The following is a 20,916-nucleotide window of genomic DNA, read 5'->3' as shown; positions in this document are numbered from 1 at the left end:
GCCGGATCGCGCAACCCGATGACCGGATTTGGTGCCATGCCACGGTTCAGCCAATTGCCAACAGCCTGGCCTCCGCCGCTGTGCTCACAGCCAGAAAAACAGAAAAACGCCCGCGGCCAACCTTTCCAGGTTGATCACGGGCGTCTGAAAACTGCGCGTGCTAGAGCACGTCGGTAGCTCCGGAGGCCTTGAGCTTCTCCACCGTCTGCTTGACCTTCTGAGCGTGCTCCTTGGTCGTGACGAGCAAGGCGTCGACTGTATCCACAACGATCACATCGTCGATTCCGATCAACGCGACCACGCGCGGGCGATCTCCGTAGACCACGCCGGTGGCATTGTCCGAGTACACCCGGACGTTCTCTCCCAGAGAAATCACCCCGGTGTCTTCGCTGGCCTTATTCAGCCGGCCGATGGCGGCAAAGTCGCCGACATCATCCCAGTTGAACACCCCTGGAATCACCGCGACGTCGCCGGCTGCCGCGGCGGGCTCGGCCACCGCGTAGTCGATCGCGATCTTGGGCAGGTCGGTCCAGACCTCGTTCATAACTGCTTCGCGCTCATCGGTATCCCACGCCTCGGCGATGCGCATCAGACCCGCATGCAAATCTGGTTCGTTCGCCTGAAGATGTTCGAGCATCAGCCCCACGGGGGCAACGAACATTCCGGCATTCCACAGGAATCCGCCTCCGGCCAGGTAGCCGCGGGCCGTATCCTCATCTGGCTTCTCAACAAATTCCACGACCGCGCGGGCAGTAGGCGCGTTGGCAACGTCGAGCAATTCGCCGGCCTTGATGTAGCCAAAGGCAGTCGACGCATGCGTCGGGTGGATGCCAATAGTCACGATCTTGCCCGTGGCTGCGGTATGGATCGCTTCGTTCAAGGCCTTCTGGAAAATCTCCACCGGTCCGATGACCTGGTCGGCGGCGAAGGAGCCCATGATGATATTCGGGTCACGGCGATACAAAATGGCAGCGGCCAGTCCGATCGCGGCCGCCGAATCACGCGGCTCCGGCTCGAGCACCAGGTTCTCATCGCACAGCTCCGGAAGCTGGTCCATGACGGCCCCGCGGTGGGCGCGGCCGGTGACGACCATAATCCGTTCACCGGCTAATGGCACCAATCTGTCGTACGTCGCACGGATCAGGGTCGAACCCGAGCCGGTGAGATCGTGCAGGAATTTGGGAGCCGAGGCTCGGGAGAGGGGCCACAGTCGGGTTCCGACACCACCGGCCGGAATCACGCCATGGAATCGCGCTAAAAGGTCTGCATTCACGAGCACAACACTAATTCATTCGGTGGGCAAACCCGGTCATTGAGGCCATTGAACGACCAATAAATACGAAACGTGTCTATGCGTTATTACGCGCGTATTTCCGGCCTTCTGGCGCATATTTGCCACTATTCGGTGAACATACTCACAAGGGCGAGACTCAAGATAGAACCAAGGCTCATATGTGGTTTAGACTCGCACAAGGAACGCTCGCACAAGTGCGTCAAATCTCATTGTGTGCAATATACACATGCGCCGTTGCGAGCCTTGGAGGTTTAGTTCAGTGTCGAAGACTTCGTCAGGCACCCTATACCGCGGCCGTGAAGGCATGTGGTCCTGGGTGGGACACCGGGTCACCGGTGTCGTTATTTTCCTTTTTCTTTTAGTGCACGTGCTTGATACAGCACTTGTACGCGTCGATGCCAGTGCATACGACGCAGTGATAGCCACGTACAAAAACCCCCTGATGGCACTCGGTGAAACCGCTTTGGTCGCCGCCATCCTCTTCCACGCATTCAATGGTCTGCGTCTGATCTTGGTTGATTTCTGGAAGCAGGGCACCAAGTACCAGCGCCAGCTATTGTGGGGCGTCATCGGCGTTTGGGTCGTAGTATTTGCCGGCTTCGCAATCCGTCACCTCTCGCTTGCATTCGGAGGACACTAAACCATGAGCGCAGAAATTGCTGCCCCCCGTAGCCAGCGTATAGATCCGAAGTATGTCCGCGGACCAAAGTCCCGCAGCAGCTTCGAGATGCTCGCATGGCTGTTCATGCGCCTATCCGGCGTAGCCCTAGTCGTTCTGATCTTCGGCCACCTGATCGCCAACCTGCTGACCGGCGAGGGCGTCAACGGCCTCTCCTTCGGCTTCGTTGCCGGCAAGTGGGCCTCACCAATCTGGCAGTTCTGGGATTTGGCGCTGCTTTGGTTGGCGATGCTGCACGGCACCAACGGTGTTCGCACCATCATCAACGACTACGCCGAGAAGCACGCAACCCGTGCATGGCTCAAGGGCATCCTCTACGTGTCGACAGTCTTCATCATCGTGCTTGGCTCCCTGGTGATCTTCACCTTCGATCCTTGCATTGTGAACAGCCCGTTGCCACAGTGCTAAAACCCCTTTTTTAGCCACACAGATTTTTCAGAAAAGAGAGCATCAAGAATGCAGGTACACAAGTACGACGTAGTCATCGTCGGTGCCGGTGGTGCAGGTATGCGTGCCGCGATCGAGTCCGGTCAGCGCGCGCACACCGCAGTGCTTACCAAGCTTTACCCAACCCGCTCGCACACCGGTGCCGCCCAGGGTGGCATGTGTGCAGCACTTGCCAACGTCGAGGAAGACAACTGGGAGTGGCACACCTTCGACACCGTCAAGGGTGGCGATTACCTGGTGGACCAGGACGCAGCCGAGGTCATGGCGAAGGAAGCCATCGACGCCGTGCTCGATCTGGAAAAGATGGGTCTGCCGTTCAACCGCACCCCGGATGGCAAGATCGATCAGCGTCGCTTCGGCGGCCACACTCGCGACCACGGCAAGGCCGCCGTACGTCGCGCATGCTACGCAGCGGACCGTACCGGTCACATGATTTTGCAGACCCTGTACCAAAACTGCGTCAAGCACAACGTTGAGTTCTACAACGAGTACTACGTACTTGACATGCTCATGGTTGAGGAGGATGCCTACCGCGAGGACGGCACCGCCTACAAGCAGAAGCGTGTTGCCGGCGTCGTTTCCTACGATCTGGCTACCGGCGAGCTGCACATCTTCCAGGCCAAGTCGGTTGTCTTCGCAACCGGTGGCGCTGGCAAGGTCTTCAAGACCACCTCGAACGCACACACCCTGACCGGCGACGGCATGGGCATCGCCTTCCGTAAGGGCATCCCGCTCGAAGATATGGAATTCGTGCAGTTCCACCCGACCGGCCTGGCCGGCTTGGGCATCCTGCTCTCCGAAGCTGCCCGCGGCGAAGGCGCAATCCTGCGTAACTCCGAGGGCGAGCGCTTCATGGAGCGTTACGCTCCGACCATCAAGGACCTCGCACCGCGTGACATCGTCGCGCGTTCGATGGCCAATGAGGTGCGCGAAGGCCGCGGCTGTGGTCCAAACAAGGACTACGTGCTGCTCGACCTGACCCACCTGGAGCCTGCGCATATCGATGCGAAGCTTCCGGACATCACCGAGTTCGCCCGTACTTACTTGGGCGTCGAGCCGTACACCGAACCAGTTCCGGTCTTCCCGACCGCGCACTACGTCATGGGCGGTATCCCGACCAACATCGATGCCGAGGTCCTGCAGGACAACGACACCGTGATCCCGGGTCTGTATGCAGCCGGCGAAGTCGCCTGCGTTTCGGTGCACGGATCAAACCGTCTGGGCACCAACTCGCTGCTGGACATCAACGTGTTCGGTAAGCGCGCCGGTATCTCGGCAGCGAAGTACGCGGCCACCGCCGACTTCGTGGAGCTTCCAGAGGATCCAGAGAAGTTCACCAGCTCCCAGATTGACTCCATGCTGAACTCCACCGGTACCGAGCGCGTTGCAGTACTGCGCAAGGAACTTCAGGACATCATGGACGCTAACGTCCAGGTGTTCCGTGACAAGGATTCGCTGGATCGTGCACTGGTAGTCATCGAGGAACTGCGCGAGCGCTACAAGAACGTTTCAGTCCAGGACAAGGGCAAGCGCTTCAACCTTGACCTCCTTGAGGCCATCGAGCTTGGCTTCTTGCTGGACATGGCAGAGGTCATGACCGCTGCAGCCATGCACCGTAAGGAATCACGCGGCGGACACTACCGCGAAGATTACCCGAACCGCGACGACGAGAACTTCATGAAGCACTCGATGTCGTACCGCGACGCAACGGCTACCACCGAGGGCATTTCCGGCATTCGCATGGAAACCAAGCCCGTAATCTTCACCCGTTACCAGCCGATGGAGCGTAAGTACTAATGAGCACGGAACTTCCGGAACCAGCATCAAAGATTGAACTGAAGCCAGGTGTCGGCGGCGGCGGAGAGATCCCTACCTTCGACATCACCTTGCGCGTTCGCCGGTACACCCCGGAGAGCACCGCTGACGCTTACTGGGAAGACTTCAAGCTGACCATGTACGGCACGGACCGCGTGCTCGATGCCCTGCACAAGATCAAGTGGGAGCATGACGGCTCGCTGTCCTTCCGCCGCTCGTGCGCCCACGGCGTCTGCGGTTCCGATGCAATGCGCATCAACGGCCGCAACCGTCTGGCCTGCAAGTCCCTGCTCAAGGATCTGGACACCTCCAAGCCGATCACCGTTGAAGCCATCAAGGGCCTGCCCCTTGAAAAGGACCTCATCGTCGACATGGAACCGTTCTTCCAGTCCTACCGCGAGGTCATGCCGTTCCTGATCAACAAGGGCCATGAGCCTTCCGGCGAGCGTTACCAGTCGGCAGAGGACCACGCCAAGTTCGAGGACACCACCAAGTGCATTCTTTGCGCCGCGTGCACCTCTTCTTGCCCGGTCTTCTGGACCGATGGCCAGTACTTCGGCCCGGCAGCAATCGTCAACGCACACCGCTTCATCTTCGACTCGCGCGATGATGCAAGCGACATGCGTCTGGAGATCCTGAACGACAAGGAAGGCGTGTGGCGCTGCCGCACCACCTTCAACTGCACCGAAGCATGCCCACGTGGCATCCAGGTGACCAAGGCTATCGCCGAGGTCAAGCAGGCGATCTTGTCCCGCACCGTCTAAGGATTCTGCCTTAACCCGCGAAGAGGGCTCGAACCAACTGGTTCGGGCCCTCTTCGCGTTAACCGCTGGCAACCAGCCGAGGAATTCCCGACAGCGCATTTTGATCGATTCTAATTCGTGGCATGATGGGCAATAAGGGAGCTGACGGTAGCTTCGACCAGGCAGCATTCCGCGTCAGCGGCGACGGCAGCTTCCCAAAAATTTCACTGACTTCCATGCACGCCCCGCGTCCGTGGTTGAAGCCCATGCACAGGGATTCCGCGCAGCAGCTGCACGCGGATCACACGGGGCCAACCCGTACCTTGCAAACATGTAATTTCCACGCAAAGGAGAAGCAATGGCTGAGAACAAGAACGTGAATCCCTCTGGTTCGACCACCCAGGCAGGCATCCCGGCGGTCAGCGACCGCAACTCCCTGACCGTAGGTGCCGACGGCCCGATCGTCTTGCACGACCATCACCTGGTCGAAACCATGCAGCATTTCAACCGGATGAACGTTCCAGAACGTCGTCCGCATGCCAAGGGCTCCGGCGCCTTCGGCGAATTCGAGACGACCGAAGACGTTTCGCAGTACACCAAAGCGGCCCTTTTCCAGCCCGGCGTCAAGACCGAAACCCTGATGCGTTTCTCCACCGTCGCCGGCGAGCTCGGCTCCCCCGACACCTGGCGCGACGTGCGTGGCTTCTCGATGAAGTTCTACACCACCGAAGGCAACTTCGACTTGGTCGGCAACAACACCCCGGTATTCTTCGTGCGCGACCCGATGAAGTTCGCACACTTCATCCGCTCGCAGAAGCGCCTGCCCGACTCGGGTCTGCGCGACGGCACCATGCAGTGGGACTTCTGGACGCAGAACCCTGAATCCGCCCACCAGGTCACCTACCTCATGGGTGAGCGCGGCCTGCCGAAGACCTGGCGCGAGATGAACGGCTACGGCTCGCACACCTATATGTGGGTCAACGCCGCCGGTGAGAAGTTCTGGGTGAAGTACCATTTCCTGAACCAGCAGGGCGCCGACGGCGACTTCAAGACCATCAGTGGCGGCGAGGCGGAGAACTTGGCAGGTTCCGACGCTGACTACCACCGCCGCGATCTCTTCGAGAACATCAAGGCAGGCAACTTCCCGAAGTGGGACATGTACATTCAGGTCATGCCGTACGACGAGGCGAAGACCTACCGGTACAACCCCTTCGACCTGACCAAGGTCTGGTCCAAGAAGGACTACCCACGCATCAAGGTCGGTACGATGACGCTGAACCGCAACCCGGAGAACTTCTTCGCGCAGATCGAACAGGCAGCATTCTCCCCGGGGAATATGGTCCCCGGCATGGGCATGAGCCCGGACAAGATGCTGCTGGGCCGCAACTTCGCCTACGCGGACGCGCAGCGCTACCGTATCGGCACCAACTTCCAGCAGCTGCCGGTCAACAAGCCGAAGTGCCCGGTCAACTCGTACAACTTCGAGGGCAATATGACCTTCGAGCACACCGGGGACCGCAGCGTCTACGCGCCGAACTCCTTCGGCGACAGCTACAGCGACCAGACCGGGCCGGTGGATAACTCCTTCGAATCCGACGGCGAGCTGGTGCGTTCGGCGTACACCTTGCGTGAGGACGATGGAGACTTCGTCCAGCCAGGCATCCTGGTGCGCGAAGTGATGGACGACGCCCAGCGTGCCGAACTCGTGGAAACCGTCACCGGGGCCCTGGGCGGGGTGATCGAACCGGTATTGTCGAACGCCATCGAGTACTGGAAGAACATCGACCCGGAGGTCGGAGCGAAGATCGAAGCCAACATCCGCGCCAAATAGGCAAGCAACCGGCTCCCGCTCGCACGAAGTGGCATGAAAAATCCCGTGGAACATTTTTGTTCCACGGGATTTTTGCGGTGAGTTCGGGTCCCGCTAGCCTCGCAGCCCGATCTCCTCGCTGAGGTTCCACGCCCCGTCGCGGGTGTCGAACAACTGCAAGGAGCGCACCTCGAAGCTCAGGTCGGCCTCGCGCAATTGCTCCTGCGCGGAATCCAGGTCCGCGCTCGGCACGTTTTGCGCGATCGTCAGGTGCGGGTGGTATTCGAACTGCGATTCGTGGCGCAACTGGTCGGCCAGCAGGGCCCGATGCAGCTCCCAGCACTCTTCGGCCCCCTCGCTCAGCGGCAGATACACTACCTCGCTGGCCGGACGGAATGAGCCCACCGAGGCCAGCCTCACCGTAAAGCGGGCGCTGCCTTGGGCAACCCGGCGCACCTGGTTGGCCGCCTGATCCCAGGACTGAAGGTAGGACCCGGAAATCAAGGTGATATGCGGGGCGATCGGCGCGGTGGCTGCTCCCCCGTAAACCCGACGCCAGTCACGCAGCAAGCTGCGTTGTGGTTCGGGCACGGGAATGACGACCCCCAGCGTGAAGCGGGGCTCGTGCATTGCGGCCTGCGACTCGCTCACGGTTAGCTGTGGCTTCCCAGCGGCGGCAGGAAGCCGACCTTTTCGTAGACGTCGGCAACGGTGGCCGAGGCCACCGTGCGCGCCTTGGCGGCCCCTGCCAGCAGCAACCGGTCCAATTCCGCCGGGTCATCAAGCAGTTCCAGGGTGCGCTCGCGGATCGGGGTGAGCCGTTCCACTACTGCCTCGGCGACTGCAACCTTCAGGTGCCCGTACATCTTGCCTTCGAATTCGGCGACCAGCGCCGGAACCGTGCGGTCGGTCATCGCCGCCAGAATGTCCAGCAAGTTGGAGACACCGGGCTTCTCCTGCTTGTCGTAGGCGACGACGCTGCCCGCGTCGGTGACCGCGGACTTGATGCGCTTGGCGATCAGCTTCGGCTCGTCGAGCACGTTGATCAGCCCCGCCGGGGATTCGGCGGACTTTGACATCTTGGAGGTGGGGTTGGCCAGATCGTAGATGCGCGCCCCTTCCTTCGGGATGAAGGCCTCTGGCACTGTGAAGGTCTCGCCGAAGCGGTGGTTGAAGCGCTTGGCCAGATCGCGGGCCAGCTCCACGTGCTGGCGCTGGTCATCGCCCACCGGCACCCCTTGCGGCTGGTAGAGCAGGATATCCGCGGCCATCAGCATGGGGTAAGTGAACAGCCCGACGCTTGACTGGTCCGAACCGCCCTTGGAGCTCTTGTCCTTGAACTGGGTCATCCGGCTGGCCTCGCCGAAACCGGTGATGCAGTTCAGCACCCAAGCCAGCTGCGCGTGCTCGGGAACCTGGGACTGGACGAAAAGCGTTGACTTCTCCAGGTCGATGCCGCCGGCGATGTACTGGGCCGCGGTCACCCGGGTGCGCTTGCGCAGCTCGGCGGGATCCTGCGGCACGGTGATCGCGTGCATATCGGGGATGAAGAAGAACGCCTCGTAGTCGTCCTGGGACTTCACCCAGTTGACCAGCGCCCCGAGGTAGTTACCCAGATGCAGCGAGTCGGCCGAGGGTTGCATGCCCGACAGGACACGGGGACGTGTTGTATTCAGCAATGGTGGTTCCTTCTAGAACTGGTAGTCGATAACCAATGGTGCGTGGTCGGAGAAGCGCAGATCGTAGGCCGAGGCGCGGTCTACGTGGGCTTTGATGGCCTTCGCAGCGAGCTGCGGCGTGGCCATGTGGTAATCGATGCGCCAACCAGCGTCATTGTCGAAGGCCTGTCCGCGGAAAGACCACCAGGTGTAGGGACCTTGGGCCTCGGGGCCGGCCAGTTCGCGGGCCACGTCCTTGTAGCCGATCTGATCGCCGAAGAACCCGTCGAAGTAGGCGATCTCCTCGTCCATCACGCCGGCGCGTTTATTGTGGTTCGGCTTCCAGTTCTTGATGTCCTTCTGCGTGTGCACGACGTTCAAATCGCCCACCACCAGCACGTGGTCCTTCTCGTTCTTCAGCTCCACCAGGCGCACGTTCATGCGCTGCAGGAAACGGTACTTGTCCTCCTGCTTCTGCGTGTTCAACTCGCCCGAATGCACGTAGGCGGAGACCACGCACAGCGTGCTGCCGTCTTCCATGGTGAAGTCCGCTTCCACCCAGCGCCCTGATTGCGCGAAGTACTCCTCGCCGATATGCCCGCGCACGGCGGTCGGCTCGGCGCGCGAAAGCACCGCGACTCCGGCACGGCCCTTGTCCTTGGCTTCGGCGTGCAGAATGTGCCAGCCCTCGCCGATCAGCTCGTGCACGATCGCATCCGGCGCGCGCACCTCCTGCAGGCAGAGGATGTCCACATCGCGGGCGGCGATCCAGTCGGGCATATTGCGCTTGTAGGCCGCGCGAATGCCGTTGACGTTGACCGAGGCGACGCGCACGGCGCCCTGAAGCTTGCTCAAAATTTCCACGCTGGTAGGTATCACAGTTCCACCTTACAAAAAGACAGCGCAACGTTCGGCGTGAACGTTGCGCTGCGCGGTAATAAAAATAAATTAGTTGACGATCTCGCCGTCGATCGCCTCGCCGGAAGGCTTCATCATGTCGCGCGCGTTCGTCGCGGTCATTTGGATGGTTTCCAGAGCGCGGTCGATCATCTCGGCGGAGCCTGCGTCGTTCTTCGCACGCTGTTCGGCGATCACCCGGGCCTGCACCTGGATGATCTTGAAGGAGTGGTCCAGCTTCATATCGCGCTGGCTGGTGCCTTCGTCGACGACGACGGTGGAGGCACCCTGCGCGCGGCCGGTGGCCGCCGCGGTGGCCTCACGCAGCGAGGTGTTGATCTTCTCCGCCCCGCGCTTCAGGCCGAACATCATGAACACCGCAAGCAGCAGCCAAGCGGCGGAGATCGCGACGATGAACCAGCCGACGACCTCGTTCGAGTTGGCGGCGAACACGACCGCCACCAGGAGGACGACGACCATCACTGCCATGGCCAGAGTCGATGCGTTGAGGGTGACTTTCTTGCCCTGCTTCGCGGTGCTGCCTAGAGGTTCCATAGGTGAAATTATCTCATTTTGCCTCCGGGCTGACCAATTATCAGCTCTCCGGTTCGCCCACAGCGTGCCCGGCGCGGCTAAAAAGCGATTTCAAAGTCAAAGAGCTCTCCAAAGGTGCCCCCGGCGAGCGCGGCGCGGATGATCAGATAGCCGGCGATGCCCACCACCCAGCCCAGGGTCTCTTGGGCGTAGCCGCTGAGTTTGCTGCCGATGCGTTGCAGCCAAGCATCGAGCCGGTCCCCGGCCAGGCTGCGCACGAGCACCAGGAGCAGCGCCGGAAGGATCATGACCAGGCAGTACAGTGCCAGCACCAAGATCTGGGCGGGCGTGGACCAGCCGACGTTGTGCAGCAGTGCCATTGCCCCAAGGTAGGGCAGCATCGTGGGAAGTTCCAGCAATCCTGCCACCAATGCCAATGCCACCAGCCCGGCTTTGCTGTCCATGGCCCGGCCCAACGCACCTTGCAGATTACCCGGGACCCTCAGTTCGGGCCCCGTTTCGCCGGTTCCAGCCGCGGGCTCCGGGCCGTTCCCGGCATGGGCCTTGCGTGCTTTCGCGGCTTTCTGCGCGTCGGTCTGATAGGTCAGCGCCCAAATGATCATTCCCGCGCCCAGAAGCATCATCAGCAGCCGTGTGGTGGGATGCTGGAAAAATCCTTCAGGGAGCAGTCCGGCTCCCAAATTCCAGCCCGAACGGATGGCCAAGCCGACCAGCCAGTAGAACCCTGCGATCAGGCCCAAGTAGGCGATGACCCTGGGGATAGCCGCGCGATAGTTGCGGCGCAGCAGCAACCAGATGGGGATGATCAGGGTACCGATGCTTGTCGCATCGATAAGTGCTAAAAGAAAAAGTGCTAAGCCAGGGGCTTGCTGCATGAGGTCCATGCTTTTCACTATGACCGGCAGCTGGCACAGCGCGCGTCCGGCATCGGGCCACCGGCCGTCCTACTTTAGGAGGACGCGCCGATGGCCGCCGGCACGAGATGCTTAACCGGTGAGTACGAAATTCTCCCAAGTGGTTCGCCGGGTCGGCAGCGGTGAGCAGGAACCGGAAACGGCGATCACCTACGTGCTGCTCACCGCCGTACTGCATCTCACGGCGCTGGTGAATCCGCCGTTGCCGATGCTCGCGCCACTGGCCGCTTGGTGGTTCCCGATCCTGATGCTCGGGGTGGGAGCAATTTTTCTGCGCCGCAGGTTCACCGTGCTCAGTTCGGGCTGGATGGCGTTGGTCGGCGTGCTGCTGCTGGGAGTGGGAAGCATCGGCGGCTATTTTCTGCTTTTCGAAGCGGTGTTCTCGCTGTATCTGCTGGCCTCGGAAACCGTACAACGCTGGGCGTTCATCTTGTTGACTCTGGTCACGCTGGTGCTCGCAGGCATCACTTGGGCGGCCACCGATTCCTTCAGCGAGGCGGTCCTCGCGGTTTTCATGGCTGGTTTCGTGCTGTTCACCCCCATGCTGTGGGCGCAGAATGTGCGCACGGCGAAGGATCTGGCGCGCAGCGAAACCGCCCGTGCGCAGGCGTTGGCCGACGGCGCGGCACAGAAGGAGGATCGTTTGACGGCCGAACACCATGCGGCAGTCGTCGAGGAGCGTACCGCTCTGGCCCGGGAAATGCACGATGTGCTCTCCGCCCGATTGTCCTCCATCGCGTTGCTCAGCGGCGCCCTGCTGGAACGCGAGCCGGTGGCAACCCGGGCGAACCTTCGCATACCGCTTGAAAGCATTCGCACCGAATCCGTGGCCGGATTGCAGGAGATGACCGCGATGGTGCGCATGCTGCATGAGGGCAACAGCTCGGCGCTGCGTGCTGATCTCGCGGGGCTGCCAGAATTGGTTGGATCTTTTCGGGCGGCCGGGCAACGCATCGAGTACTCGGCGCGCTTGGGTGAGGTTCCGGTGCCCGAGGAAACGCAAACTGCCGTGTACCGGACGGTGCGGGAGTTGCTGGTCAATCACGCAAAACACGCTTCGGGCAGCACGTTGAGCCTGAAATTGGTCCACGCATTTTCCGCTCTTGAGGTGCAAGCCTCCAATCCGCTCTCGGCTGCCGAGCAGGCCGTGGGCCACGGGGCCGGCAGCGGACTGAATAATATCCGTGCCCGCGTGCATGCCCTTGGCGGGCACTGCGAATTTGGCAGCGACAACAATTTCTGGGCACGGTGCGAATTCCCCACCGATCCGGAACCCCAAAAGGGCGGTCACCTGCGATGAGCATAAAAACCTTGATCGTCGACGATCACTCAACGGTGCGCATGGGGATCCGGCTGATTCTCGAGGCCGATTCCGCCATTGAAGTGCTCGGTGAGGCGTCCGACGGAAGGCAAGCGGTGAACATGGCCCAGGCGCTGCGCCCCGATGTGGTGCTCATGGATTTACGCATGCCGATCCTCGACGGGGTCGCCGCGACCGCCGAAATCGCCTCCGCGCAATTGGCCCGGGTGCTCGTGTTGACCACCTTCGACGATGACGCCTACCTATTCGGTGCGCTGCAGGCAGGGGCGCACGGGTTCCTGCTGAAAAGTTCCACGCCGACGCAGATCCTGGACGGGGTGAAAACCGCAGCACGCGGTTCCTCGGTGCTGGACCCCGAGGTGACCTCCCGCGTCGTGGCGCAGGCAATGGCGGCGCTGACCCCGCACCCGGTGCCGCCCCCGTTGCCCGACACCCTCACCGACCGGGAATTGGAGGTGCTGGCCGGGCTCGGCGCGGGTCTGAGCAACCCGCAGATCGCCGCGCGCTTGGGCATCGGGGAAACGACGGTGAAGACCCACGTTTCCCGGGTGATGGGCAAGCTGTCCGTCAGTTCCAGATTGCAGGCGGCGAAAATCGCCTTCGCGCACTGGGGCTAGGCAAAATCTGCGCGGCTCACCAGCTCACCAGGCAGAACGGATGCTGTTGCGGGTCCAGGTAAACGCGGAAGGTTTTTGAGCCTTCACCGGTAAGCGTGGCACCGAGTGCGAGCACCTGCTGCTCCGCGAGATCCAGATCCTTGACCTTCACATCGAGGTGCGCCTGCTGCGGGTGCAGATGTCCCGGCCATTCGGGGGCCACATAGGGGCTGACCGCTTGGAAAGCCAGTCCGGGACGGTCCGGCGCATCACCTATGCTCACCCAGTCCGGCTCATCATCGAGCCGAATCATGCCCAAAAGCTGCTCATAGAAAGTGGCCAACGCGCTGGGATCTTCACAGTCGATGACCATGGCCTGCCAGGTGCCAATCATTTCCTTAGCCCTTCGCCTTGAAAAGTCGTGCGTGCTTCGGATGTCTCCCATTATGCCCAGCCGCACCGCCCAGCGATAGTGCCCGTCCAGGCAATAGTTCGCATCGCGCGGCTGTTCGGCAGGTGGCTTGGAGCGATGGATAGCTGCTGATTCCGGCGAGCTGCCGGCGGTGAACTAGTTCTCCGGTTGCGCGCGCTGCCAGGACTCGTTCATGGCGGTAATGGCATAGTCGATCAGGGCGAGCACTCGCGCCGAGAGCTGCGCCTTGCGCGGCCAGATCGCCACGACGGCGCTGGGGTAATTTGGCGGGTTGAGCCGGCGAATTGCGAGTTTTCGCCCTTCCAGGGAAAGCTCGGCATTATTCGGGCGCGACATCAGCAGCCCGTAGCCCAATCCGCGGCCAACCATCGCATTGACCAAGATCATCTGCGGCACAGATGCAGTGATCTTCGGAACCAGTCCGCGGGCCGCGAAAAGCTGCATGGTGTATTCGGTACTCGGCACCGACTCGTACATGATCAACGGTTCCGTCACGAGATCGATTAATTCCAGTGGTCGTTCAAGCTGCGCCAGCGGATGCTCGGGGTGCAGCACTACCTGCATCTCGGTCTCGTAGATGACCTGCTTATTCATCTCTTGCGGCAGCAACAGGTCATAGACGAAGGCGACGTCGAGGTCCCCGGAGTTCAACGCCGGGATCAGTTCGTCATGCGTGCCCACGCGCACGCTGACATCCAGGTCCGGGTGCACCCGGGGAAAGCCTTCAAGCAGTGCCGGGACTACATGTGGTGAGAGCGAGGCGAAGCAGCCAAAGCGCACCGGGCCGCGCAGTTTTCCCTCCTGATGCGGAAAGGTTGCCTGCAGCTCGTCGACCTGGGCAATGATTTTCCGCGCCATCGATGCGAAGTACTCCCCTGAGGCGGTCATTGAGACGCCATGCGCTTTGCGGCGCAGGCACAAAGGCTCGCCGGCGATTTTTTCGATGGCGGTAATGGATTGCGACAAGGCCGATTCCGAAATTTTCAGTTCACTAGCCGCCGAGCCAAGGGTTGCATGTTCGGGCAGCGCGGCCATGATTTCCAGATGCCGCAGGGAGAACTTCGCCATACTCTTAAGCTCGCCTTCATTTGTTATGCAGATCTTTGAAGTTTACCTTAGGTTTGTGCGGTGCAACACTAGGTAGTGACTTACAACTCACGCAGTAACGGCCATGGGGTCCGCTACGGCTCAGCGAGGAGCATCATGGGTAACACCGCAACAACAGCAGGACGCAGCGCCAAGTCCAATCAACGGCGCGTCGCTTTTGCCACCATCATCGGCACCACCGTTGAATGGTACGACTTCTTCATCTACGCGACCGCCGCCGGATTGGTCTTCAGCCACCTGTTCTTCGAACCGGCCGGCAAAGACATCGCCCTGCTGATCTCCTTCGCCTCCGTAGGCCTGTCCTTCCTCTTCCGTCCGCTGGGCGCATTCCTCGCCGGACACTACGGCGACAAGATCGGCCGCCGCGCAATGCTCGTGCTGACCTTGAGCCTGATGGGCGCGGCAACGATGCTCATCGGAGTGCTCCCGACCTACGAGACCGCCGGCATCTGGGCGCCCATCCTGTTGCTGCTGCTGCGCATCTTGCAGGGCATTTCCGCAGGTGGCGAATGGGGCGGCGCGGTGCTGATGGCCGTGGAACACGCACCGGACACCCATCGCGGACGCGCCGGTTCCTACCCGCAGATCGGTGTGCCGCTGGGCATGCTGCTCGCCTCGGGCACCATGGCGCTGATGACCGGCGTCATCTCCCCGGGTGAAGAATTCGTGCAGTGGGGTTGGCGCATACCATTCTTGGCGTCCATCGTGCTGATCGCCATTGGCTACTTCGTGCGCCGCGCGGTGGACGAGTCCCCAGTCTTCGAAGAGATCGCCGAGCAGAAGGCACAGACCAAGGTCCCGATCGTTGAACTGTTCCGCAAGCACTGGCGCTTGGTGATTGTCGCGGCACTGGTCTTCGCTGGAAACAATGCGGCCGGCTACATGACCACCGGCGGCTTCTTCCAGGCCTACACCACAGACCCGGATGGCCCGATCGGGCTGGAACGCACCGACGTGCTGGTCGCGGTGGTCTTCGGCGCTGCAATCTGGCTCATCTTCACGATGATCGCCGGCCTGCTGGCCGACGTGCTGGGCCGTGTGCGCACCTACCAGATCGGCTTCGTGATCTTGGGCATTTCGCTCTTCCCGGTCTTCGCACTGGTCAACTCCGGTTCGCTGGGTCTGCTGTACCTGGCCTTCGGCATCTTCGGCATCGGCTTGGGCCTGACCTACGGCGCCCAGTCCGCGCTCTACTTGGAAATGTTCCCCGCCTCGGTGCGCTTCTCCGGTGTGTCGATATCCTACGCGATCGGCGCGATCGTCGGCGGCGCTTTCGCCCCGACCATTGCCCAGGCGCTGGTGCAGGCGACCGGCGGGACGAACGCGGTGGCCACCTACCTGCTGATCGTCGTGGCGATCTCGCTGATCGCAGTCTCGATGATCCGCGATCGCAAGGGCATCGATTTGTCCTTCCGCAACCAGGCCGAGCAGGAAGTCGGCGCGCTGATCTTCGATAAGCGCGTGGCAGAACCTGCTAAGGAGCTGAGCAACCGCTAAACGGCAGCTCGCAAACAGCGAACGCCCCGGCAGGAAACCAAGTTGGTTTCCTGCCGGGGCGTTGCTGTGCCCGGAGCGCGGTTAGGAGCCGGCGCAGGCCGCTTGGACCCGCGGGCCGATGGGTGGTTCTGTGAGTCGAACCTAGCTGGAGGCGTTGGCGGCGTTGCGTTCGGCCGCCTCGACCACGTTGTTCAGCAGCATCGCGCGGGTCATCGGGCCCACCCCGCCTGGGTTCGGCGAGATCCACGAGGCGACCTCGGCGACCTCCGGGTGGACATCGCCGGTGACCTTGCCATCCACGCGGGAGACTCCCACGTCGAGCACGATCGCGCCGGGCTTGATGTCCTGGGCCTTGATGATGTGCGGGACGCCTGCGGCGGCGATGATGACATCGGCCTGCGCGAGCAGCTCGGGCAGGTTAGTGGTGCCGGTGTGCGCCAGGGTGACCGTCGCGTTGATCGCGCGGCGGGTGAGCAGCAGTCCGACCGGGCGGCCGATGGTCACGCCGCGGCCGACCACCAGCACGTGCTTGCCGTTCAGATCGATATCGTGCCGGGCCAGCAGGTCCACGCAGCCCAGTGGGGTGCACGGCAGCGGAGAGCTCATCGGGCGGTTCACGTTGGCGACCAGGCGGCCCAGGTTCATCGGGTGCAGCCCGTCGGCGTCCTTCTCCGGATCCATGGCTTCCAGGATGGCATCCTGATCGATGTGCTTTGGCAGCGGCAGCTGCACGATGTAGCCGGTGCAGTCCGGATTCTCGTTCAGCTTGCGCACCTGGGCGAGCAGCTCCTCCTGGGTGGTTTCCTCGGGCAGGTCCACGCGGATCGACTCGATGCCCACCTCGGCGCAGTCCTTGTGCTTGCCGCCGACGTACCACTTCGAGCCCGGGTCATCGCCCACCAGAATGGTGCCCAAACCAGTGGTATGACCCTGCTCCTTGAGGCTGGCGACGCGTTCGGTCAACTCCGCCTTGATGGTTGCCGCGGTGGCCTTGCCGTCGAGAATACGTGCGCTCACACTGTTCCTTCCGTAGTGGCCCCACAGCTGCTGCGAGGCTCACGATGCTGTTCGGTACCAGACCCAGGCGCGCGGTCCGTATTCACTGCAGGTTCTTCGCTCCCCGGTGGTTATCCACCTCACGCCAGTCACGATGCTTCTGCCCACAAGTCTAACGAACTTCGCGGTGCGCACGGCGGTGGATGACGGAGGAAAAATGTGATTTCCGTGGTGCACGGCAAAAGCTGCAGGCAACGGATGCTGCGGGAATGCGCGCCGTGTCGGGGGTGTTGTACCCGGTGAGTGCAACGTGGAGAAAGCAGGTTCGGGTGAGCTACCAAAGTATTGTGATCGGCGCCGGCCAGGCGGGGCTTTCGGCCGCCTATCAATTGCACCGGCGCGGGATGGTGCCCGGAGAGGATTTTCTGGTGCTCGACGCCAACGAGCATCCCGGCGGCGCCTGGCAGCACCGCTGGGACACCCTCACCCTGGGCAAGGCGCACCGAATCCATCCACTGCCGGACTTCCCCTTCGAGAATCAGGATCCCACGCGGCCAGCCTCCGAGGTGGTCTCCGGCTACTATGCGGATTTCGAAGCGCAGCATCGGTTGGCGGTGCGCCGGCCGGCGAAGGTGGTGGCGGTCAGCCACGACGGAACGTGGTTCACCGTCCGGCTCTCCACCGGCGAGGAGCTCGCGGCGCGCACGTTGATCAACGCCAGCGGCACCTGGACCAACCCTTTCTGGCCGGTCTATCCCGGAAGCCGAGATTTTGCCGGGCCGCAGGTGCACACGAACGGATTTGTGGCCCCGGAGCAGTTCTCCGGACAGCGGGTGCTGGTGGTCGGCGGCGGGGCGAGCGCCACCCAGTTCATCGTGCAGCTTCGGGCCGCCGGGATCGACACCCTCTGGTCCACCCGGCGCGCCCCGGATTGGCGGGAGGTGGGCCACGATCCCGAATGGGGTGTGGCCGTGGAGCGCGAGGTCAACGCGCGGACCGCCGCCGGGTTGCCGCCCAAATCCGTGGTCGGCACCACCGGGCTGATCCTCACCGAGACGATGCGGGCGGGCATCGATTCCGGGGCGCTGGTCTCCCGCGGGGCCATCTCCGCCCTGGGCGCGCAATCGGTGCGCTTTGCCGACGGCACGAGCGAACAGATCGACGCGATCCTGTGGGCTACCGGGTTCCGCCATGCCCATCGGCACCTGCGCGGGCTGAAGCTGCACACCAGCGCCGGGGGGATCCTGGTGCACAACGATTCGGTGAGCGCCGCCGCGCTGCCGGGGATGTACTTCGTCGGGTACGGTGCCTCGGCCTCCACAGTCGGAGCGACCCGGGCCGGGCGGAAGGCCGCAGTGGCGGCGGTGCGCCGGCTGGAGGAGCTCGGGGTGGCGGTTGGTTCCTCTGGCGCGAGCCTGGCTGCGGCCGAAAACCGCCTGCCGCAGATGACAACGGCTAGGTAATTAACGCACAGCCATGAGGCCGGATTGGGCGCAGCGGGCCTGCGGAGGTTAACCTCGATCCATGAGCAACCAGTACATCGTGACCCTTTCCTGCCTGGACCGACCGGGCATCGTGCATGCAATTTCCGGCGGGCTGCTGGGCGCTGGCTGCAATATCACCGAGTCCCAGCAGTACGAATCCCCGGATTCGGACACCTTCTTCATGCGCATCGAGGTGGCCACCGAACAGTCGCTGGCCCAGGTGCGCGCGGCGCTCGCGCCGATCCGCGAGGACTTTGTGATGTCGCTGCGCGTGGACGACGCGGCCAAGCGCACCCGCACCATGATCATGTGCTCCAAGGCGGGCCATGCGCTCAACGACCTGCTCTTCGCCCAGCGCGCCGGGAATCTGGCCATCGAGGTGCCGGTGATCGTCTCCAACCACTTGGATTTGAAGCCGATGGCCGAGTTCTACGGGGTGGACTTCGTGCACCTGCCGGTGACCCCGGCGAATAAGTTCCAAGCCGAGGCGGAGCTGCTGGCCTTGGCCGATGAGTACGACATCGAACTGGTGGTGCTCGCCCGCTACATGCAGATCCTCTCCGACGCCTTATGCGAGCGGATGGCCGGACGGGTCATCAACATCCACCATTCCTTCCTGCCCTCCTTCAAGGGGGCGAAGCCGTACCACCAGGCCCATGCCCGCGGGGTGAAGCTGATCGGCGCGACCGCGCACTATGTGACCGCGGATCTGGACGAAGGCCCGATCATCGATCAGGAGGTCACCTCGGTGACTCATGCGCGCACCCCAGCCCAGCTGGTCGCGCTCGGGCGCAGCGTCGAGGGCCGCACGCTGACCCGTGCGGTGCAGTGGCACGCCGAGCACCGGGTGATGCTCGACGGGCAGCGCACCATCGTCTTCTCCTAGGGTTCGCGGCAGCGCGCTGCACGGCGCACTCCGCGCAGCGCTTCGGCCTCCACGCCGACGACTGCGGATAGGATGGGTGCCATGGCTCACATAATTACCATTGACGGCGCCACCCCTACGGTGGGCGCCGATGTTTTCCTTGCTCCGACCGCGACGCTGAGCGCCGACGTGAAACTGGCAGATCGCGCCAGCGCATTCTACGGCGTCTCGGCGCGCGGGGATTCCGCCCCAATCCGGGTCGGCTCGGGCACAAATTTGCAGGACAACGTCGTATTGCACGCCGATAAGGGATTCCCCTGCACCATCGGCAACGCGGTATCCGTCGGCCACAGCGCGGTAGTGCACGGCGCCACCGTGGGCGACGGCTGCCTGATCGGCATGAGCGCGACGATCATGAACGGCGCGGTCATCGGCGAGAGGTCGCTGGTGGCTGCCGGGGCGCTGGTGCTTGAGGGCACGCAGGTGCCTCCGCGTTCGCTGGTGGCCGGGGTTCCGGCGAAAGTGCGCCGCGAACTGACCGACGAAGAGGTACGCAGCCTGAACGTCAACGCCGAGCACTATCTGGTGCTCGCGGCCAAGCACCTGGCTGCCAACGCCTCGTAGCCGCCCCGCCGATTCTCGACTCCTAGCAAAAGGACACCGCCGATGACCTCCCATATCCGCACGCCGCCTACCGCGCAGCCTTCAGCCCCGCCGGCCGCCGAACCTACCGGCCGGACGCTGAACTGGGGAGTGGTGTCCACCGGGCGGATCGTCTCCAAGGTCCTAGGCGATCTGCAGGCGCTCAGCGACGCGAATGTGTGCGCGGTTTCCTCGCGGGACACGGCCAAGGCGCGGGAATTCGCCGACGCGCACGGCATCGAGCGGGCCTATGGTTCCTATCAAGAGCTCTTCGCCGATGAGCAGGTGGAAGTCGTCTACATCGCTACCCCGCATGGGCAGCATTTTGAGATCGCCATGGCCGCGTTGGCCGCCGGCAAGCATGTGGTCTGCGAGAAGTCGTTGACCATCAACGCCGCCGAGGCGCGCACGCTGGTCGAATTCGCCGCCGAGCGCTCGCTGTTCCTGATGGAAGCACTCTGGGCGCGCTTCACTCCGGCCTTCGCCCGCGCCCTGGCGATCTTCGAATCCGGGGAACTGGGCGAGGTCCGCTGGGTGCAGGCGGATCTGGGGTTCCGCGCCGCTTATGATCCGGCATCGCGCCTCTTCGACCCGAATGCCGGTGGCGGTGCCTTGTTGGACCTCGCCGTATACCCGCTGACGTGGGCCATCGGCGCGCTCGGCTTCCCTGATTCGGTGCATGCGGTAGCGCAGCTCAACCAGGATGGTGTGGATACGCAGACCGCGATGAACCTCTCATACGCAGATGGGGCGCACGCCCAATTGCTGGTGACCCTCGATGGGGGTGCCCCGCAGCAGGCGCGAATCACCGGCGCCGAGGGCTGGCTGGCCACGAACGCGCCACTGCATAATGCCACCAAGTTATTCATCCATCCCACCAATGGGCCGGCACGCGTGGAAGAGTTCGAGGCGGTAGGCGAGAACTACGGGTACGAGTTCCGCGAGGCCACCCGCTGCATCCAGCAGGGCCTCACCCAGTCCCCCACGATGCCCTGGGAGCACTCGGTGAAAACCATGGAGCTCTTCGATGCGATCCGCCACCAAGTGGGGGTCAGCTACCCGAACGATCTGGTGAAAAGCTAGGCTCAGTTGGCGGTCAGCTATTAAACGCAAAGCGCCGGCCCGACGATGTGCTCATCGTTGGGCCGGCGTTTTGTGCGTGG

21 protein-coding genes and 1 riboswitch are annotated in these 20,916 nt (G+C 62.7%); of the genes, 12 read left to right on the top strand and 9 right to left on the bottom strand.

Features of this window, described 5'->3' with window-relative positions:
- Positions 1–160: 160 nt before the first annotated feature.
- A complete protein-coding gene (locus tag LG294_RS03400; RefSeq protein WP_404289513.1) occupies positions 161–1,273 on the bottom strand; it encodes a mannose-1-phosphate guanylyltransferase in 1,113 nt (370 codons plus the stop codon).
- Between the two features lie 247 nt (positions 1,274–1,520).
- On the opposite strand from LG294_RS03400, the gene sdhC reads away from it, so the two are divergent.
- The 5 genes from sdhC to LG294_RS03375 all read left to right on the top strand — a co-directional run bounded on the left by sdhC (position 1,521) and on the right by LG294_RS03375 (position 6,809).
- Complete coding sequence (sdhC, locus tag LG294_RS03395) at positions 1,521–1,934, top strand: succinate dehydrogenase, cytochrome b556 subunit (protein ID WP_170947871.1); 414 nt, start codon at positions 1,521–1,523, stop codon at positions 1,932–1,934.
- A gap of 3 nt (positions 1,935–1,937) precedes the next feature.
- Positions 1,938–2,381: a succinate dehydrogenase hydrophobic membrane anchor subunit gene (locus LG294_RS03390; protein ID WP_404289511.1), complete on the top strand. Its 444-nt coding sequence runs from the start codon at positions 1,938–1,940 to the stop codon at positions 2,379–2,381.
- A 48-nt stretch (positions 2,382–2,429) separates the two neighbouring features.
- Positions 2,430–4,217 carry a succinate dehydrogenase flavoprotein subunit gene (sdhA, locus tag LG294_RS03385; protein WP_404289509.1) on the top strand — a complete coding sequence of 596 codons (1,788 nt, stop codon included), beginning with the start codon at positions 2,430–2,432 and terminating at the stop codon, positions 4,215–4,217.
- Positions 4,217–4,999, top strand: coding sequence for a succinate dehydrogenase iron-sulfur subunit (locus LG294_RS03380; protein ID WP_404289507.1), 783 nt, complete (start codon positions 4,217–4,219; stop codon positions 4,997–4,999). Before sdhA ends, LG294_RS03380 begins: the two co-directional genes overlap by 1 nt.
- Positions 5,000–5,336: 337 nt before the next feature.
- Positions 5,337–6,809, top strand: a complete 1,473-nt coding sequence (locus LG294_RS03375; RefSeq protein ID WP_404289505.1) for a catalase — start codon at positions 5,337–5,339, stop codon at positions 6,807–6,809.
- 93 nt (positions 6,810–6,902) lie between these two features.
- Here LG294_RS03375 and LG294_RS03370 read toward each other — a convergent pair whose 3' ends face one another.
- From LG294_RS03370 to LG294_RS03350, 5 genes are all read right to left on the bottom strand, one after another.
- Positions 6,903–7,439, bottom strand: coding sequence for a 2'-5' RNA ligase family protein (locus tag LG294_RS03370; RefSeq protein WP_404289503.1), 537 nt, complete (start codon positions 7,437–7,439; stop codon positions 6,903–6,905).
- A 2-nt stretch (positions 7,440–7,441) separates the two neighbouring features.
- Positions 7,442–8,431: a tryptophan--tRNA ligase gene (gene trpS / locus LG294_RS03365; RefSeq protein ID WP_404291621.1), complete on the bottom strand. Its 990-nt coding sequence runs from the start codon at positions 8,429–8,431 to the stop codon at positions 7,442–7,444.
- Between the two features lie 48 nt (positions 8,432–8,479).
- Positions 8,480–9,226, bottom strand: coding sequence for an exodeoxyribonuclease III (locus tag LG294_RS03360; RefSeq protein ID WP_404291619.1), 747 nt, complete (start codon positions 9,224–9,226; stop codon positions 8,480–8,482).
- A gap of 168 nt (positions 9,227–9,394) precedes the next feature.
- Positions 9,395–9,898 (bottom strand): hypothetical protein, encoded by a 504-nt coding sequence (locus LG294_RS03355; RefSeq protein WP_404289502.1) that lies wholly within the window; start codon positions 9,896–9,898, stop codon positions 9,395–9,397.
- 77 nt (positions 9,899–9,975) lie between these two features.
- The gene (locus LG294_RS03350) at positions 9,976–10,773 is read right to left on the bottom strand and encodes a GAP family protein (RefSeq protein ID WP_404289500.1); all 798 of its coding nucleotides are present in this window, start codon (positions 10,771–10,773) and stop codon (positions 9,976–9,978) included.
- Positions 10,774–10,891: 118 nt separating this feature from the next.
- Between LG294_RS03350 and LG294_RS03345 the strand changes: the two genes are divergently transcribed.
- Both LG294_RS03345 and LG294_RS03340 read left to right on the top strand, forming a co-directional pair.
- Positions 10,892–12,112 carry a sensor histidine kinase gene (locus LG294_RS03345; protein ID WP_404289498.1) on the top strand — a complete coding sequence of 407 codons (1,221 nt, stop codon included), beginning with the start codon at positions 10,892–10,894 and terminating at the stop codon, positions 12,110–12,112.
- A complete protein-coding gene (locus LG294_RS03340; RefSeq protein ID WP_404289496.1) occupies positions 12,109–12,750 on the top strand; it encodes a response regulator in 642 nt (213 codons plus the stop codon). The genes LG294_RS03345 and LG294_RS03340 overlap by 4 nt, the downstream gene beginning before the upstream one ends.
- Positions 12,751–12,766: 16 nt before the next feature.
- Here LG294_RS03340 and LG294_RS03335 read toward each other — a convergent pair whose 3' ends face one another.
- Complete coding sequence (locus LG294_RS03335; RefSeq protein ID WP_404289494.1) at positions 12,767–13,123, bottom strand: VOC family protein; 357 nt, start codon at positions 13,121–13,123, stop codon at positions 12,767–12,769.
- Between the two features lie 174 nt (positions 13,124–13,297).
- Entirely contained in the window at positions 13,298–14,230 is a 933-nt protein-coding gene (locus LG294_RS03330) for a LysR substrate-binding domain-containing protein (RefSeq protein ID WP_404289492.1), read from the bottom strand.
- 135 nt (positions 14,231–14,365) lie between these two features.
- Between LG294_RS03330 and LG294_RS03325 the strand changes: the two genes are divergently transcribed.
- Entirely contained in the window at positions 14,366–15,766 is a 1,401-nt protein-coding gene (locus LG294_RS03325) for an MFS transporter (protein ID WP_404289490.1), read from the top strand.
- A gap of 141 nt (positions 15,767–15,907) precedes the next feature.
- Here LG294_RS03325 and LG294_RS03320 read toward each other — a convergent pair whose 3' ends face one another.
- Positions 15,908–16,783, bottom strand: coding sequence for a bifunctional methylenetetrahydrofolate dehydrogenase/methenyltetrahydrofolate cyclohydrolase (locus LG294_RS03320; protein ID WP_404289488.1), 876 nt, complete (start codon positions 16,781–16,783; stop codon positions 15,908–15,910).
- A 54-nt stretch (positions 16,784–16,837) separates the two neighbouring features.
- Positions 16,838–16,925: riboswitch (ZMP/ZTP riboswitch) on the bottom strand.
- Between the two features lie 40 nt (positions 16,926–16,965).
- On the opposite strand from LG294_RS03320, the gene LG294_RS03315 reads away from it, so the two are divergent.
- From LG294_RS03315 to LG294_RS03300, 4 genes are all read left to right on the top strand, one after another.
- Positions 16,966–18,225, top strand: coding sequence for a flavin-containing monooxygenase (locus LG294_RS03315; protein ID WP_404289486.1), 1,260 nt, complete (start codon positions 16,966–16,968; stop codon positions 18,223–18,225).
- A gap of 61 nt (positions 18,226–18,286) precedes the next feature.
- Positions 18,287–19,132 carry a formyltetrahydrofolate deformylase gene (purU, locus tag LG294_RS03310; RefSeq protein WP_404289484.1) on the top strand — a complete coding sequence of 282 codons (846 nt, stop codon included), beginning with the start codon at positions 18,287–18,289 and terminating at the stop codon, positions 19,130–19,132.
- Between the two features lie 81 nt (positions 19,133–19,213).
- Positions 19,214–19,735: a gamma carbonic anhydrase family protein gene (locus tag LG294_RS03305; protein WP_404289482.1), complete on the top strand. Its 522-nt coding sequence runs from the start codon at positions 19,214–19,216 to the stop codon at positions 19,733–19,735.
- 42 nt (positions 19,736–19,777) lie between these two features.
- Positions 19,778–20,836 (top strand): Gfo/Idh/MocA family protein, encoded by a 1,059-nt coding sequence (locus LG294_RS03300; RefSeq protein WP_404289480.1) that lies wholly within the window; start codon positions 19,778–19,780, stop codon positions 20,834–20,836.
- The last annotated feature ends 80 nt before the right edge of the window (positions 20,837–20,916 follow it).

The organism is Glutamicibacter arilaitensis, assembly GCF_044793945.1.
GTDB classification, from domain to species: Bacteria; Actinomycetota; Actinomycetes; order Actinomycetales; family Micrococcaceae; genus Glutamicibacter; species Glutamicibacter arilaitensis_B.
Note: the sequence above shows the minus strand (reverse complement) of the source record. Positions and strands in the feature narration are given on the sequence as shown.